We start from the raw sequence: 15,435 nt of genomic DNA, 5'->3' as shown, positions 1-15,435 counted from the left end.
AGACGCTACGCCGGCACGATCACCTTGCCGATCGGCCACAGCGCGATGCCGGCGAGCTTGAGATGCGCCCAGGCGAAGGGGATGCCGATGATGGTCACCGCCAGCAGGATCGCCGTGATCAGATGGCCGATCGCAAGCCACCAGCCGGCCAGGATGAACCAGATCAGATTGCCGATCACGCCGAGCGGTCCGGTTCCGATATCGGACATGCCGGTGACTTCGTCGCGGCGCACCGCACGTGAGCCGAACGGCAAGAGCGTGTAGACCGCGATGTTGAAGGCGGCGCGCGCCCAGGGCAGCCCGATGATGGTTACGGCCATGATGACAGCGGCGATCAGCCAGCCGAACGCCATCCAGGCGCCGCCGATCAGGATCCAGAGGATGTTGAGGAGGATAGACACAGGCTGCATGGTTGACACCTTCGCGCCGCTTCGGACGCCCTCAATATAGGTTGATGTCGGACGTGGCGGTAGGTGCGGCCAAACGCGCGCCGACCTCGTTGCATCTTCCTCGATCGCGACTAGAGCATTTTCGGTTCTGATTGAACCGAAGCTCTAGATTCTTGTTTTGACGCGTTTTCTTCACGCGAACCGGGTCCACTTCGCTCGAAAACGCTCTAAGCTCGCGCGGTCGTGCAGGACACAAGAAGCCTGCATCGAAAAGGGAGAGCAACAATGAGAAAATTACTTGGGGCGGGCGTTCTGGCGGTCCTGGCGTTGGCCGCGCGGCCGCGCGCAGCGAGGACGCTGTGCGGTTCGCGCCGCTCAAGGCCGAGGAACTGTCGCCGCCGCAAAAGGCCTGGGCCGACCTGATCAGCGCGTCGCCGCGCAACGCCAAGTTCACCGTGCCGCCCTACCGCGCCTATATCCGCAACCCCGATCTGGCGCCGAAGCTGTCGAACCTGTCGGATTATCTGCGCTGGAATACCTCGCTGCCGGCGCGGCTGAGCGAAATGGCGATCCTGATCACGGCGCGGCACTGGACCGCGCAATACGAATGGTACGCGCACTATCCGCTGGCGATGAAGGGCGGGCTCGATCCGAAGATCGCAGACGGCATCGCCAAGGGCACGCGGCCCGACGGCATGAAGGACGACGAGGCCGCGCTCTACGATCTCGGCATCGCGCTTTATCGCGATCGGAAGGTCAGCGACGCCATCTACAAGGCCGCGCTGGAGAAGTTCGGCGAGCGCGGCATCATGGATATCATCGGCATCATGGGCTATTACGACCTGGTCTCGATGACGCTAATCACGATGCAGGCCGGCTCCGCCAATGACAGCGTACCGCCGTTGCAGGTGCTGGAGAAGTAGGGCTGTAAGTTTGTCGAACCTTAGACGCGCCGGGACCGCGCTCCCTCGCCCCGCTCTTGCGGGGAGAGGGGTGGGGTGAGGGGTTCCCTCCACAGATTCGGTGGCAGATGGATTCGCGGTGACTCCCCCTCACCCGGATCGCATCTGACGATGCGATCCGACCTCTCCCCGCGAGCGGGGCGAGGTGGCAAGCAGCGTCTGCTTGTTCGAAACGAAGCGGTCTTTTATCGCCGAAAGCCGCTGGCGCGCGAGTAGCTCTGGCGGCCTTCCTGGGCCGGGCGCGCCGCCATGCTGGCGCGCGTCTCGCTGGCCACCGGCGTCGCGGGCTTCAGGTCCTCGAGGAAGATCGGCTTGGCGAAGTAATAGCCCTGGGCGTAGCGGATCTTGGTCGCCGCCTGCAGATAGGTGAGCTCCTCGTAGGATTCGATGCCCTCGGCGATCACGGTCATGCCGAGCGCCTCGCTCAGCGATTCGATCGCGCGCAGGATGCCCTGGCTGCGCGGCCGCTGATGGATGTCGGTGATGAAGGAGCGATCGATCTTGATCTCGTCGGCGGTGATGTCGGCGAGCGCCGACAGCGACGAGTAGCCGATCCCGAAATCGTCGATCGAGATGCCGACGCCGATGCCGCGGAGGATCGGCAGGATCTGATCCTGGAAATGCGACCGGGTCACGAACGCGTCCTCTGTCACCTCGATCATGAATCGCTTCGGGAAGCCGGTCTCCTCGATCGCGCGCGCGAAGCGGCGCATGAACTCGACGTTGGAGGCCTGCTTGGCGGCGATATTGATGCTGATCGTCGCCGTGGGGCCGAACGTGTCGTTGATCAGGTCGATTGACTTGACGATCTCCGCCAGCACCAGAAACGTCAGCTCGTCGATCAGGCCGAGCTCCACGGCGAGGTTGATGAAGGTGCCCGGCGCCTGGATCACGCCCTCGTCGTCGCGCAGCCGCACCAGCGCCTCGATGCCCTTGATCTCCTGGGTGCGGATATCGACCTTGGGCTGGAATGCGCAGCAGAAGCGCTTTTCCAGGATCGCCAGCCGCAGCGACTGCTCGATCTTCATCCGCGCCAGCGCCTCGCGCTCCATGCTGTTGTCGAAGAACGCGGTCGCACCCTTGCCGTTGTTCTTGACGCGGTACATCGCGATGTCGGCGTTCTGGCGCAGCGCCTCGTAGCTCCTGCCATGCATGGGGTGGAGGCTGACGCCGATCGAGGTCGAGGCGAAGATCTCGGAGTCCTCGATGAAGAACGGCGCCTTCAGCCGTTCCTGCATGAGGTGGATGAATTCGGCGACCTCGTCGTTGCCGCTGATCGGGTTCAGCAGCAGCAGGAACTCGTCACCGGAGATCCGCGACAGGATATCGGTCTCGCGCAGCGCGTGGCCGAGCCGCTTGGACAGCTCGACCAGCAGCGCATCGCCGATCGCGTGGCCGTAATAGTCGTTGATGTGCTTGAAGTTGTCGACGTCGAGGAAGGCGAGCGCGAAATGGCTCTGCGCGGAGTCGCGGATCAGGCCGTTGACGCGATGCTCGATCACCCGCCGGGTCGGCAGGCCGGTCAGTTCATCGTAATAGGCCGAGCGGAACAGCTGATCCTCGAACGCCTTCTGCTCGCTGATGTCGGTCGAGGTCGAAATCAGGAGATTGCGCCCGGCGATCTGGACCGGCCGGTGCGCGGTGAGAAACACGTATTTGGATGCGCCGCAGGCGAGGACTTCCTCGAGCACCACCGGACGGCCGCTGCGCAACAGGTCCAAATTGGCGGCGTGGCGCTCGTCGACCGGCGATGGCTGGCTGGCGCCCGCGGCCAGCTGCAACTGGCTCGCTGCCGCTTCGTTCACCAGGATGAACTGGCCCTGCTCGTCCTGGACGGTCACGCCGGCCGGCAACAGCTGGAGAAGATCGCGCAAGATGCGCAATTCATTGCTGGAAATGTCGTCCTGCCCGGTCGCTGCCGTGCCCGCCTGAAAATCGTTTTTGGTGAAACTATGCATGTGCCGACCTTGGCAAAGTCCGTTGTAGTTTTGGTTAAGCGGACTTACGAAAGGCCGTGACAGAAAGAGACCCGGGCTGCTTTCGCAAGCCGTCGCGGCAATCGTCATTAACAGAGTATCAATGTCGGCATCGGCCGCCGGTGAAAGCGATTGCGGCGCGCGCGGTTGCATCGGCACGCGCAAACAAAGCGCGTGTGCCGAAAAGCAGACTTATCAACAGCTGGGGAGATTGCACTGCATGGTGCAGTGAACACCGGTCTTCAGGTAACTGATCTCGGTCTTGCCGTCGAACGGCCGCAGCGCCGACTTCAAGAGTTTGGTGCCGAAGCCGGCTTCGCCGACGACCTCGACCACCGGTCCCTCGGTTTCGTCCCAGATCACGTTGAGACGCCCATCGTCCACCGTCCATGACACCTGCAGAAATCCGCGCGGCGAGGAGAAGGCGCCGTATTTTCCGGCGTTGGTTGCGAGCTCATGGAAGATCAGCGCTAGCGAGACGGCGAGCTTGGCGGGCAGGAACAATTGCTCGCCATTGAGATTGAACCGCACGTGGCCGTAGGGCCCGAGCTCCGAGCGCAGCAAATCCTTGATATCGCAACCATAGCCGTCGACCCGCGCGATCAGATCGTCGGTCGCCGCGAGCGCGCGGATACGATGGTCGATGCGCTGCCAGACATCGGGCCGGTCCTGCAGCGCTTGATGCAGCACCGCATGAATGGTCGAGGACTTGTTCTTCAGCCGGTGCTGTAATTCATCGACCACGATCTTGCGGTACTGCTCCTCCTCGATCAGCCGCTTGGAAACCTCGCGCTGCTGCGCGACCAGGGAACGGTAGTGCTCCACCCCCCAGATCGCGATGCCGCACACCACCCAGAAGATCATCAGCAGTGCAAAGCGCGCCGGGTCGGCGTGCGCGCTGCTGAAATTGAGCACGACGCCGAGCAGGCCGCTGGCCAGCGCGGTTGCGATCCCGATCCGGAAGCCGCCAAGGGCGGTCGCGAAGAACACCGCCGGGAAATAGGGCGTGAAGAACACGTCCGGTCTGATCTGGGCCAGCCCGAACCGGGCGGCCGTGGCCAAAACGAGACAGAGCACGGCGAAGCTGACCGCAAGCAGCAGCGATGGCGGCGCATCGCCCCGCCAACTCGCCCTGAAATCGTCGATCCACTTCACCATCGGTCGTTCCAGTTCACGTGAACAGGCGATCCAAAATAAGGCCGCTGCGACCGAAAAACCGCAGTTGTGGCCTTCTGGCCACAGGCGGACCTCGCCGGCCGTTAACCGCACCTGCGCTTGCGTTGTCAGGAGCGGCTGGGGAATATCCGCAACATCATACGTAAGTTGGGGGATCGGCATGGGACGGCTGGACGGCAAGGTCGCGGTGATCACTGGGGCGACCAGCGGCATCGGGTTACGCACGGCCGAGATCTTTGTCGCGGAGGGCGCGAGGATCGTGATCGCCGGACGCCGCGCGGCGGAGGGCGAGGCACTGGCCCGCCGGCTCGCCGGCAACTGCATCTTTCGCCAGACCGACGTCACGGTCGAGCAGCAGATGCAGGCGCTGATCGCGCTTGCGGTGGAGAAGTTCGGCCGGATCGACTGCCTGTTCAACAATGCCGGCGGCCCGGCGCAGACCGGGGGCATCGAGGGCCTCGACGTCGAGCGGTTCGACGCTGCGATGGCAACCCTGGTACGCAGCGTCATGCTCGGCATGAAGCATGTTGCGCCCATCATGCGCCAACAGGGTTCCGGCAGCATCATCAACAATGGCAGCATCGCCGGCCGGCTCGCCGGCTTCTCGTCGTCGATGGTCTACGGCGCCGCGAAGGCCGCGGTGATTCATTTCACCAAATGCGTGGCGATGGAGCTCGGCGAGTCCGGCATCCGCGTCAACTCGATCTCGCCCGGCGCGATCGCCACCGGCATTTTCGGCAAGGCGCTGGGGTTGCCGACCGAAGCCGCCGAGAAGACTTCGGCCGTGATGCGCGATGTCTACAAGGCGGCGCAGCCGATCCCGCGCGCGGGCCTGCCCGACGACATCGCGCATGCCGCGGTGTTTCTGGCGAGCGACGAATCGAGCTTCATCAACGGCCACGACCTCGTCGTCGACGGCGCCATGACCGGCGGCCGCAACTGGAGCCAGCAGCAGGCGGGCTACGTCGCGCTGCGCAAGGCGTTCGATCAGGGGGCGGGGTGACGCTGTCACCGGGGCGGGAGCATGAACGCGAAGCTTGAACGCCGGCTGCGCTATCTGGTCGCCGTCATTGTCGCGGGCGTGGTGGCGAGCATCGGAATCAATCTCGTGCAAGGCCGTCATACGCTTGGGCCGCTGGTTGCGGGATTCGCTTATGCCTTCGTCACCTGTGTGGCGATCGGAGGGGTCGAACTCTTCATCCTTCAGGGCCCGATGATGGAACGGCTCAATCGCCTGTCCTTCGTCGGGCTTCTCGCTGTGCGCAGCACGATCTACGCTGTCATCATCATCGTCATACAATTGCTCCAGGTCGGCGAACGGGTTGCCGGGTTTCCACTGCAAACCTCGATCGCGGATTTCGGTGTCAGCATCGCCTATTCCGCCGCGGTCTCGGTGCTGCTGAACCTGGGTTTCAGCATCGCCAACCTGATCGGCCCGCGCGTCTTCATGAACTTCGTCTCCGGCCGCTATCACTCCCCGGTCGAGGAGAACCGCTTCGTGCTGTTCGTCGATATCGCAGGGTCGACCGGGCTTGCCGAACGGCTCGGCGGCATCGGCATTCACCGCTTTCTCGATCGTACCTTTCGTCTGCTCACGGAATCTGTCGTGGATTATCGCGGCGAGGTGCTGAACTATGTCGGCGACGAAATCATTGTGACCTGGCCGGAACACCATGGGGCGATTGACTGCCGGCCGCTGCGGTGCTTCGTGGCGATGCGCGCAGCGCTGCGGAAGGCGGCGTCGCAATTCGAGCGCGAGTTCGGCGCGGCGCCGCAGATCCGGGGCAGCCTGCATTTCGGGCCGGTGATCGTTGGCGAGATCGGCGACATCAAGCCGGCCATCGTGTTCAACGGCGACGTCATGAACACCGCGGCGCGGCTGGAGGAGCTGAGCCGCAAGGTCGACGGCGGCTTCCTCGCCTCGCGCGCGGCAATGGCGCGCTTCGCCGCGCCGCCGCCATTTCCGGTCAGCGATCTCGGCCAGCTTCCGATCCGTGGCCGTGTGGATGGCATCGATGTGGTGGGGATCGGGGCGGTGGCGTAACTGTTCATCTATCTCGCAAGCGGAGGGGGGAGGCGTTGTCTCGATGCGGCTTGTGATGGGGCGTGTGTTCACGTCGAGTTTCGATATGAGTGCATGTCTGCTTCGGGCAAACGGAGGCAGGTCGAAGAAGCGCCAAATTCCCGAAGCAGATTGGCTTCGGCAAAGTGTTCCCGCGAGAAAATGAGATCGCCTCATGGACGCGAAATCAGCCGCAAGATTTAAGCAGCACGCAGAGCGCGTCATTGAGGAGTTGTCCTTGGCGCTCACGCTCGCCAAAGAAGGCTCTCCAACAGATGAGCTTCTGAGATTGAGGACATCGATCGGCGATATCATCGCTCGGGTAGACACTATGCTTCTGGAGAGTATCTATAAAGATCATCCCGATCTGATGGTATAAAGCACGGACCTGTTGGCGGCCGCTTCGGGCCCACAAGGCGACATAAGCCATCGTCGTCGGAGCACGAGGCTGCGACAAATTAACCCGACGGGCAAATTTTCGTTTCGCGTTTCACCCAACTCAGATGTTCAATATGTCTGTCTCACCCGATCGAGGGGCGGATCGCGATCGTCACGAACGCGGTGTGGGATGCGGTGGACGCGGATGTCACGGCTGACGAGTGTGACTGAAGCGGACGGTGAAGTCGTGTGGTCCTGACGCCCTAGTGGCAGGTGTCTTTTCGCATTGCGCGATGCGCGTTGTGAAGACGGTGACAAACAAGCCCAGTCTCGCCGGGGAGAGCACGAAGTAAGCCGTAACCCATCGCGCAGGGAAAGCCGGAGTGTTTCCGGTTACACCTGTGGTCCTACCCCCGTGCTTTCTACCTTTTGCACGGGGCCCATGGGTGCGATCGGCACCCGGCTTTCCCTGCGCCCTCTATTCATGAGAGGGCGGAACGAAATGCAAAGCTCGGACAGATCATGTCGCGAGAACGCGGAAGTATGACTCACCGGCCGCGCAACAAATTCGACGTCGTCCTGGCGAAGGCCAGGACCCATTACCCCAAATCTCAATTGTTGCGCGATGCTGGGGCCGCGATCCCGTTCATCACCGAGTGCAGTGGATATGGGTCCTGGCTTTCGCCAGGACGAGGGTGTGGGTGTAGCGCGACGTGCGTTACCTTCGCCCCTCGGGGCGAGGGTAGCAAATCACACCTTCTGCTTCGCCGCTTCCTTCGCGAGGTCGGGCGCATTCACGGCCGGGATCGCGACGCGGCCGGTGCCGGTATGCTGAAGCGCGGCGGCGGCCTTGTCGTTCTGCATGATCTTGGCCATGACAGCCTGGCCGGCGCGTTCGAACACGGCGCGGTTGTCGATCACGAACTGGCGCGACTTGCGCAGGCCGTCGATATAGCCGTTGATCTCGGGCACGACGTAGCGCGCGACCATGTCCCAGCTGCGGCGGGTGTTTTCTGGATTGGCCCAGTCATGGGCGAAGCCGATGATCGATCCGACGCCGCCGGAGACGTCGACCAGGTTCTTGATCATTTTGATCAGATCATCCGGCGTGCCGATGGTGGAGGCAGCACCTTCGACGAAGGCGGTCTTGTCGACGGCTTCGTCCGGCGAGGCGAACGCGGTCAGGCCCGGCCGCATCAAGGTGCCGACGTTATATTCGTTGTGCCAGCGCAGCAGCCCGGCGCCGGCCTCGCGCCGCGCCTGCTCGCGCGTCTCGGCGATGTGCCAGGACAGCAGCACGCGCCAGTTGGAACGGCTCACCGTGGTGCCGGCCTTCTTGGCGGCGTCCTCGGCGAATTGCCACTGCTGCGGCAGTGCCATCAGGCCCTGGGTCGACATCGAGCCCAGCGAAATGATGCCGATGCCGTATTTGCCCGCGAGCGTCATGCCGGACGGCGAGATCTGCGAGGCCACCACGAACGGCATGTCCTCCTGCAGCGGCAGGATCTGCAGCGCGGCGTCGTGCATCTCGAACCAGTCGGTCTTCGCGGTGACGCGCTCGCCGTTGAACAGGCGGCGGATCACCGCGATCGCCTCGTCCTGGCGGTCGCGTTGGGTCATCGGGTCGATGCCGAGCGTATGCGCGTCGGAGGCGAGCGCGCCCGGGCCGGAGCCGAAGATGGCACGGCCGCCGGTCATGTGGTCGAGCTGCACCATGCGCTGCGCGACGTTGAAGGGATGGTGATAGGGCAGCGAGATCACGCCGGTGCCGAGCTTGATGCGCTTGGTGCGCTCGCCGGCGGCGGCCAGGAACATTTCCGGCGAGGCGATCGTCTCCCAGCCCGAGGAATGGTGCTCGCCGCACCAGAATTCGTCATAACCGAGCGCGTCGAGCTGTTCGACGAAATCGAGGTCGCGGCGGAATTGCAGCATCGGATGCTCGCCGATCGGGTGATGCGGGGCGAGGAAGGCTCCGAACTTGAGGCGCGCCATGGGTCGTTCTCTCCGGCTTATTGTTGTCGGGGGCTTTCCGCCAACCTACGGGGTGGCCCGAGGCAAGGCAATGCTCCGGGGCTGCGGCGCCCGCATGGTTGTTGCGCAAATCGGCGGCGATTGCCGCCCTCCGGAATGTTTCCCAGCGCGTCAACGCAAATTGGAGCCGGGTCGAGCGTCTGTGATCCTCTACCTACCTCGCGGGTAATCGAAGCGATGACCGGAATCTGCTGATGTCGGCCGCAACGTCATTTCGGGCAGGACAGGGCATGCACCAGATCGTATCGACGCGCGCGGAGACCTCCCGCCGCTGGTGGGTGCTTGCGATCGTCGTCGCCGCGCAGTTCATGTTCGGCGTCGATGCCTTCATCGTCAACGTCGCGATCCCGACGATCGCGGCGGAGCTGCACGCGACGCCCGCCCAGATCGAGGCCGTGATCGCGATCTACCTGATCGCCTATGCCACTCTGGTGGTCACCGGCGGCCGGCTCGGCGATATCCATGGCACCAGGAACGTGTTCATCGCCGGCGTCGCGGGCTTCTCGGTGACCTCGCTGTGGTGCGGTCTCGCGCAATCCGGACCCGAGCTGATCGTCGCACGGCTGGCACAGGGCGCGACGGCGGCGCTGATGGTGCCGCAGGTGCTGGCGACGCTGCATCTGCTGTTCTCCGATGCCGCCCGTGCACGGGCGTTCGGCATCTACGGCATCGTGCTGGGGCTGGCCGGCGCGGCCGGCTTCCTGCTCGGCGGCGTGCTGGTGACGCTCGATCTCGCCGGCCTCGGATGGCGCGCGGTGTTCTTCGTCAACGTGCCGTTCGGCGTCATCATCATCGCAGCCGCGCTGAAGATCATGCCGACGGTGCCGCGCCGCGCCGGCACGCGGCTCGATATCCCGGGCGCGGTCGTGCTGTTTGCGGGCTTGCTGTGCCTGATCGGGCCGCTGCTGTTCGGTCACGATCTCAACTGGACGGCGTGGGTGTGGCTGGCGATGGCCGCTGGTGTTGCGATCATCGCGGCCTTCGTGCGTCTCGAACACAGCGTCGCGCGCCGTGGCGGCATGCCCCTGATCGACCTGTCGCTGCTGTCGGATCGCGCCTTCATGCGCGGCCTGGTCGCGGTGTTTTTCTTCTTCTTTGCGAACCTGTCCTTCTACCTGGTCATGACCATGTTCATGCAGCAGGGCTTGCAGATCCCGCCGTTGCAGGCGGGGCTGGTGTTCGTGCCGCTGGCGCTGACCTTCGTGATTGCCTCGCGCCACAGCGGCATGCGCGCCAGGCACCGCGGCACGCTGGTGCTGATCGAGGGCTGCGCGCTGCAGATCGTTGGCCTCGGTGTGCTGGTCGCGACGGTCCAGGCGATCGCATCACCATCGGCGCTGTTGCTCGCGCTGGTGCTTGTCATCTTCGGCTATGGTCAGGGCCTGGTGATGGCGCCGCTGTCGAATGCGGTGCTGTCGAGCGTGAAGCCTGCGAGTGCAGGCGCCGGCTCCGGCATGTACGGCACGACCACGCAGATCGGTAACGCGGCCGGCGTCGCCGCGATCGGCGCGGTGTTCTTCGCCGTGGAGAGCGCGAAATCAGCACATCTGGCGCTGTTTGCGGCATGCGCATTGTTCGGGCTGTCGATCATTATTTCAGCCGCATTTCTGTCATGGATGCGCCGCGCGAGCGCATGAATCCGTAGGGATCTGGCGCCGATTTTCGAAAAGTTCACGTTCGAACAAGGTGCTACGGCAACTATTTCGATCGGTCCTCGGCGCGATCACGCGTTAACGCCGATTCTCACATTTCCGCAGGCAAAGACAGCACACGGCCTTTTCATTTTGCAGTGCAGCAATTATCTGATCGGGTGACACAGAAGAATAAATCACCTCAGGAGTTGCTGTTGTCCCTGGTCAACAACGTCGAATTTTTGCGTCATCTGCCCAAGATGAACGCGTTTAGCGGTCTCGGCGCGCTTGCGCCGGCCGTGCCGACGCCGCTCGTCGAGACGACCGAATTCGGCGTCAACCCCGGCGATCTGAAGATGTTCTCGTTCGTGCCCCCGCAGCTTGCGCGGTCGCCCGCGCTCGTCGTGGTGCTGCATGGCTGCGGCCAGACGGCTGCGTCCTATGATCTCGGCGCCGGCTGGTCGACATTGGCGAAGCATTACGGCTTTGCGTTGCTGATGCCTGAGCAGCAGGCCGTCAACAACGGCAACACCTGCTTCAACTGGTTCAATCCGCAGGACATCGCGCGCGGGCAGGGTGAAGCCTGTTCGATCCGGCAGATGATCGCGCACATGGCCGGCGCGCATCAGATCGATCCGCGCCGCATCTATGTGACGGGACTGTCCGCCGGCGGCGCGATGGCCTCGGTCATGCTCGCGACCTATCCGGATGTGTTCGCGGCCGGCGCCATCATTGCCGGCCTGCCGTTCGGCGTCGCCACCGATCTGCGCGAAGCGCTGCATGCGATGATGCATGCGAGCGCACTGTCCGCGCCCGAACTCGGCGGTTTCGTCCGCAACGCGTCCACGCATGACGGCGCATGGCCGAGGCTTTCGGTGTGGCATGGCAGCGCCGACCGCACCGTACATCCCGGCAATGCCGATGCGATCGTCCGGCAGTGGCTCGACGTTCACGGCCTGCCGCTGGCGGCAATGTCGAAGGCGGATGTCGACGGCCATCCGCGCGAGGTCTGGTGGAATGTCGATGGCGAAACGCTGGTCGAATCCTTCAGCATCACCGACATGGCGCATGGCACGCCGCTCGGGTTGGCCGACAATGACGAGCGCTATGGCGTGGAGGGCGCGTTCCTGATCGAGGCCGGGATCTCCTCGTCGTATCACATCGCGAGCTTCTTCGGCCTGACCGACAAGGTCCGTCAGCCGCATATTGCTCCGACCGGAATCCCGCGCGAGCGCGCTGACACGATCTCGATGACGATCCCGGTGCCTGCGGCCGAGCCCGAGGCAGTATCCGGCCGCAAGAGCGACCGGCCGCGCAAGCGACGGAGCAAGGGTGTCGACGTCGGCGCCGTCATCACGCGGGCGCTGACCGCCGCAGGCCTGATGAAGTAACGGTTGATGAAGTAGTTACATCTCGCCGGTCAGGAACGGGTTCGTCATCCGCTCCTGGCCGATGCTCGATCCCGCGCCGTGGCCGCAGATGAAGCCGACATCGTCGCCGAGCGGCAGCAGCTTCTGCTTGATCGATTGAATCAGCGTCGGATGGCTGCCGCCCGGCAGGTCGGTGCGCCCGACCGAGCCGGCAAACAGCACGTCGCCGACATGGGCGAAGCGCAGCTCCTTGTTGAAGAAAACCACGCTGCCCGGCGAATGGCCGGGGCAGTGCAGGATGTCGAAGGTGAGGTCGCCGATCGAGACCTGATCGCCCTCGTCGAGCCAGCGATCCGGCCCGAAATTGCGCACCCCGGTCATGCCGAAGCGCTCGCCGCTCGAGACGACGTTGTCGAGCAGATATTTGTCCGCAATATGCGGGCCTTCGATCTTGACCTGCAGCGCGTCGCGCAATTCGGCGGCGCCGCCGACATGGTCGATATGGCCGTGGGTCAGCCAGATCTTCTCGACCGTCACGCCGGTCTGCTCGATCGCGGCCTGGATCTTCGGCACGTCGCCGCCAGGGTCGATCACCACGGCCTTCTTGGTCGGCTCGTGCCAGATGATGGTGCAGTTCTGCTCGAACAGCGTCACCGGCACGATGATCGCTCCGGCCTTCGGTTTGGTATCGGTTGTCTCGTTCATGGGGGCACCATAGGCTACCGGAAAATGCCGTCAACACGCTCGGGAAATGCGTCGGCCCCGGCGTGTGATCCCAAAACGGACCGTGATAAGGTCGCCTCCAGCAGAACATGTTCGTGAGCAGGCCGGTACGCGGTTGCTCTTGATCACGATCTAAGTCCTCGCAGTCCGGAACTTCATGACCCAAGCCCCCAATTCACCGCTCGGCGGACCCCGGACCACCGCCCGCGCCTTCTTCGTCGCGGACCGCATCAACACGTCCGGCCTCGAGCGCGGCGACGTGCTGGCCACGACGCCGCTGGCGTTTCGTGTCAATGACAATGGTGTGGCGATCCTGTTCCGCTATGGCGTCGTCGTTCTGATCGGTCTCAACGCGCTGGAGGAGGATGAATTCCTGCGCAGCCTGCAGTCGCGCATGACCGGATTATTCACGCGGCGCGAGGAGGAGATCGCGATCATCGAGCTCGCGGCCGAGAAGGAGGACCAGATTCCGCCGGGCGGCCCGATCTATCTGCAAAGCCTGTCGCCGGAGCGGCTGATCCTGGTCGGCGAGGCGCTGGCCAAGAGCGTGGTGCTGGCGCGGCATGAGCGTGAGGTCCGGGCCGTCTTCGACACGACCGAGCCTTTGGCGCGCGAGCTTGCGAAGGGCGGCCAGGTCCATGGCGGCCGCGTCGCGATCCTCAAGCACATCGGCAACGCGCTGTTGGTGCGGCATCGCGTGGCCGGACCGGTCGAAGTGTCGGAGAAGCCCGACATCCTCTGGGACAAGCCGCATCTCGAGCGGCTCTATGCCCGGCTCGAGGACGAGTACGAATTGAAGGAGCGTGCGGAATCGCTGAACCGCAAACTCGCAGTCGTGGCTGAAACCGCGCAGGTGCTGACCGATATCATCGACACCAGCCGCTCGCTGCGGCTGGAGCTGATCATCGTCTTCCTGATCCTGTTCGAGGTGCTGATCACGATCTATCAGCTAGCGATCGCCCGCCACTGACGCATTGCAGCCATTTTTCCGTCCCGAATTATGCGTCATCCCTGAACCGACAGGCCGCCCCGGGGCGCGGGGCGGCCTGGACCGGGCTGCGAGCTTGGGGGGACGGGATGGATCAGGACGGCAGGGACTGGTGGCGGCGTGGCATCTTCTATCAGGTCTATCCGCGCTCTTTCGGGGATAGCGATGGCGACGGCGTCGGCGATCTCAGGGGGATCATCGCGCGACTGCCCTATCTGACGCGGCTTGGCGTCGACGCCGTCTGGCTGTCGCCGATCTTCCCCTCGCCAATGGCCGATTTCGGTTACGACATCTCGGATTACACCGGCATCGACCCGCTGTTCGGGACGATGGAGGATTTCGACGCGCTGGTCGCGGCTGCGCACGATTCCGGCCTCAAGCTGATCCTCGACCTGGTGCCGAACCATACATCCGATCAGCATCCGTGGTTCATCGAAGCGAAGAGCTCGCGCGATAACCCGAAACGCGACTGGTACATCTGGCGCGATCCGGCGCCGGATGGCGGTCCACCGACCAACTGGCTGTCGGAGTTCGGCGGCAGCGCCTGGACGTATGACGAGGCCTCCGGCCAGTACTACTATCACGCGTTCCTGACCCAGCAGCCCGATCTGAACTGGCGCAATCGCGAGGTAAGAGATGCGATCTACGATGTGATGCGCTTCTGGCTGCGCAAGGGCGTCGACGGTTTTCGTGTCGACGTGATCTGGCACCTGATCAAGGATGCCGAATTCCGCAACAATCCGCCGAATCCGCATTATCGCGAGGGCCGGCCGCCGCATGAGAAGGTGCTGACGCAATATTCGACCGATCAACTCGAAGTGCATGAGGTCATCACCGAGATGCGCCGCGTCACCGAGGAGTTCGACAACCGCGTGCTGATCGGCGAGGTCTATCTGCCGCTGCACCGGCTGGTCGCCTATTACGGCAACGATCTGCGCGGTGCGCAGATGCCGTTCAATTTCGCGCTGCTGTCGACCTTGTGGAGCGCGCGCTCGGTCGAGCAGATCATTGCCGATTACGAAAAGGCGCTGCCGCCGGGCGCATGGCCGAACTGGGTGCTCGGCAATCACGACCGGCCGCGGGTGGCGAGCCGGGTGGGGCCTGCACAGGCACCGGTCGCCGCGATGCTGCTGCTGACGCTGCGCGGCACGCCGACGCTGTATTACGGCGACGAGATCGGCATGCACCAGGTTGCGATTGCGCCGGACGAGGTGCGTGATCCCTTCGAGAAGAACGTGCCTGATATCGGCGTCGGCCGCGACGGCTGCCGCACCCCGATGCAATGGAGCGCCGAGCGCTATGCAGGTTTCTCGACCGCCAGGCCGTGGCTGCCGCTTGCGCAGGATTTCGCAAGCGACAATGTCGCAAGCCTGGAGGCGGAGCGAGCGTCGATCCTCAACCTTTACAAGGCGCTGATCTCGTTGCGGCGAAAGCTGCCGCAGCTCGTCCATGGCAGCTATGAGCCGGTGACGGCGCACGGCGATGTCCTACTCTACCGGCGGCGCAGCGCCGAGGGCGTGGCCGTGATCGCGCTGAACTTCGGCGCGGCCCCCGCATCGGTCTCCTCCAGCGCGATCGGCTTCAGCAACGAGGTTCTGCTCTCGACCTTCATGGACCGGCAGGGCGAGAAGGTCGAAGGCGTGCTCGATCTGCGCGGCAATGAGGGCGTGATCCTCGGGCCGCATCAGGACGACTAAAGCGCGATGAGATCAGGTTGAATCATCGTCACGCTTTAGCTTCGTGTTTGGG

General features: G+C 63.9%; 13 protein-coding genes. 8 read left to right on the top strand and 5 right to left on the bottom strand.

Annotation, left to right across the window (positions count from 1 at the left end; translation table 11 throughout):
* Positions 1-5 precede the first annotated feature (5 nt).
* The gene (locus HU230_RS31775) at positions 6-410 is read right to left on the bottom strand and encodes a YccF domain-containing protein (RefSeq protein WP_092120423.1); all 405 of its coding nucleotides are present in this window, start codon (positions 408-410) and stop codon (positions 6-8) included.
* 338 nt (positions 411-748) lie between these two features.
* Here HU230_RS31775 and HU230_RS31770 point away from each other — a divergent pair, with 338 nt between their 5' ends.
* Positions 749-1,312: a carboxymuconolactone decarboxylase family protein gene (locus HU230_RS31770; protein ID WP_210284352.1), complete on the top strand. Its 564-nt coding sequence runs from the start codon at positions 749-751 to the stop codon at positions 1,310-1,312.
* 224 nt (positions 1,313-1,536) lie between these two features.
* On the opposite strand, the gene HU230_RS31765 is transcribed toward HU230_RS31770, so the two are convergent.
* Complete coding sequence (locus HU230_RS31765; protein WP_176534768.1) at positions 1,537-3,309, bottom strand: putative bifunctional diguanylate cyclase/phosphodiesterase; 1,773 nt, start codon at positions 3,307-3,309, stop codon at positions 1,537-1,539.
* A 213-nt stretch (positions 3,310-3,522) separates the two neighbouring features.
* On the bottom strand, positions 3,523-4,485 hold the full coding sequence (locus tag HU230_RS31760; RefSeq protein ID WP_176534769.1) for a sensor histidine kinase: 963 nt from the start codon (positions 4,483-4,485) through the stop codon (positions 3,523-3,525).
* A gap of 178 nt (positions 4,486-4,663) precedes the next feature.
* On the opposite strand from HU230_RS31760, the gene HU230_RS31755 reads away from it, so the two are divergent.
* From HU230_RS31755 to HU230_RS31745, 3 genes are all read left to right on the top strand, one after another.
* A complete protein-coding gene (locus HU230_RS31755) occupies positions 4,664-5,506 on the top strand; it encodes an SDR family NAD(P)-dependent oxidoreductase (protein ID WP_176534770.1) in 843 nt (280 codons plus the stop codon).
* 21 nt (positions 5,507-5,527) lie between these two features.
* Positions 5,528-6,547, top strand: a complete 1,020-nt coding sequence (locus HU230_RS31750; protein WP_176534771.1) for an adenylate/guanylate cyclase domain-containing protein — start codon at positions 5,528-5,530, stop codon at positions 6,545-6,547.
* A gap of 193 nt (positions 6,548-6,740) precedes the next feature.
* On the top strand, positions 6,741-6,944 hold the full coding sequence (locus HU230_RS31745) for a hypothetical protein (RefSeq protein WP_176534772.1): 204 nt from the start codon (positions 6,741-6,743) through the stop codon (positions 6,942-6,944).
* Between the two features lie 749 nt (positions 6,945-7,693).
* On the opposite strand, the gene HU230_RS31740 is transcribed toward HU230_RS31745, so the two are convergent.
* A complete protein-coding gene (locus HU230_RS31740; protein WP_176534773.1) occupies positions 7,694-8,935 on the bottom strand; it encodes an LLM class flavin-dependent oxidoreductase in 1,242 nt (413 codons plus the stop codon).
* Positions 8,936-9,204: 269 nt separating this feature from the next.
* Between HU230_RS31740 and HU230_RS31735 the strand changes: the two genes are divergently transcribed.
* Together HU230_RS31735 and HU230_RS31730 are read left to right on the top strand one after the other, a co-directional pair.
* Complete coding sequence (locus HU230_RS31735; RefSeq protein ID WP_176534774.1) at positions 9,205-10,611, top strand: MFS transporter; 1,407 nt, start codon at positions 9,205-9,207, stop codon at positions 10,609-10,611.
* Positions 10,612-10,820: 209 nt separating this feature from the next.
* Positions 10,821-11,996: an extracellular catalytic domain type 1 short-chain-length polyhydroxyalkanoate depolymerase gene (locus tag HU230_RS31730; protein ID WP_176534775.1), complete on the top strand. Its 1,176-nt coding sequence runs from the start codon at positions 10,821-10,823 to the stop codon at positions 11,994-11,996.
* A 15-nt stretch (positions 11,997-12,011) separates the two neighbouring features.
* On the opposite strand, the gene HU230_RS31725 is transcribed toward HU230_RS31730, so the two are convergent.
* Positions 12,012-12,680 carry an MBL fold metallo-hydrolase gene (locus tag HU230_RS31725; protein WP_176534776.1) on the bottom strand — a complete coding sequence of 223 codons (669 nt, stop codon included), beginning with the start codon at positions 12,678-12,680 and terminating at the stop codon, positions 12,012-12,014.
* Positions 12,681-12,855: 175 nt separating this feature from the next.
* On the opposite strand from HU230_RS31725, the gene HU230_RS31720 reads away from it, so the two are divergent.
* Positions 12,856-13,668 carry an RMD1 family protein gene (locus HU230_RS31720; RefSeq protein ID WP_176534777.1) on the top strand — a complete coding sequence of 271 codons (813 nt, stop codon included), beginning with the start codon at positions 12,856-12,858 and terminating at the stop codon, positions 13,666-13,668.
* Positions 13,669-13,775: 107 nt separating this feature from the next.
* On the top strand, positions 13,776-15,383 hold the full coding sequence (locus tag HU230_RS31715) for an alpha-amylase family glycosyl hydrolase (protein WP_176534778.1): 1,608 nt from the start codon (positions 13,776-13,778) through the stop codon (positions 15,381-15,383).
* The last annotated feature ends 52 nt before the right edge of the window (positions 15,384-15,435 follow it).

The sequence above is a fragment of the Bradyrhizobium quebecense genome (assembly GCF_013373795.3).
In the GTDB taxonomy this organism is placed as follows: Bacteria; Pseudomonadota; Alphaproteobacteria; order Rhizobiales; family Xanthobacteraceae; genus Bradyrhizobium; species Bradyrhizobium quebecense.
Note: the sequence above shows the minus strand (reverse complement) of the source record. Positions and strands in the feature narration are given on the sequence as shown.

Excerpts from the sequence above, each read along its gene's own strand:
- HU230_RS31715 (WP_176534778.1), top strand. The coding sequence starts at position 13,776 with ATGGATCAGGACGGCAGGGACTGGTGGCGGCGTGGCATCTTCTATCAG.
- HU230_RS31725 (WP_176534776.1), bottom strand. The coding sequence starts at position 12,680 with ATGAACGAGACAACCGATACCAAACCGAAGGCCGGAGCGATCATCGTG.
- HU230_RS31775 (WP_092120423.1), bottom strand. The coding sequence starts at position 410 with ATGCAGCCTGTGTCTATCCTCCTCAACATCCTCTGGATCCTGATCGGC.
- HU230_RS31720 (WP_176534777.1), top strand. The coding sequence starts at position 12,856 with ATGACCCAAGCCCCCAATTCACCGCTCGGCGGACCCCGGACCACCGCC.
- HU230_RS31740 (WP_176534773.1), bottom strand. The coding sequence starts at position 8,935 with ATGGCGCGCCTCAAGTTCGGAGCCTTCCTCGCCCCGCATCACCCGATC.
- HU230_RS31750 (WP_176534771.1), top strand. The coding sequence starts at position 5,528 with ATGAACGCGAAGCTTGAACGCCGGCTGCGCTATCTGGTCGCCGTCATT.
- HU230_RS31745 (WP_176534772.1), top strand. The coding sequence starts at position 6,741 with ATGGACGCGAAATCAGCCGCAAGATTTAAGCAGCACGCAGAGCGCGTC.
- HU230_RS31735 (WP_176534774.1), top strand. The coding sequence starts at position 9,205 with ATGCACCAGATCGTATCGACGCGCGCGGAGACCTCCCGCCGCTGGTGG.
- HU230_RS31760 (WP_176534769.1), bottom strand. The coding sequence starts at position 4,485 with ATGGTGAAGTGGATCGACGATTTCAGGGCGAGTTGGCGGGGCGATGCG.
- HU230_RS31755 (WP_176534770.1), top strand. The coding sequence starts at position 4,664 with ATGGGACGGCTGGACGGCAAGGTCGCGGTGATCACTGGGGCGACCAGC.
- HU230_RS31765 (WP_176534768.1), bottom strand. The coding sequence starts at position 3,309 with ATGCATAGTTTCACCAAAAACGATTTTCAGGCGGGCACGGCAGCGACC.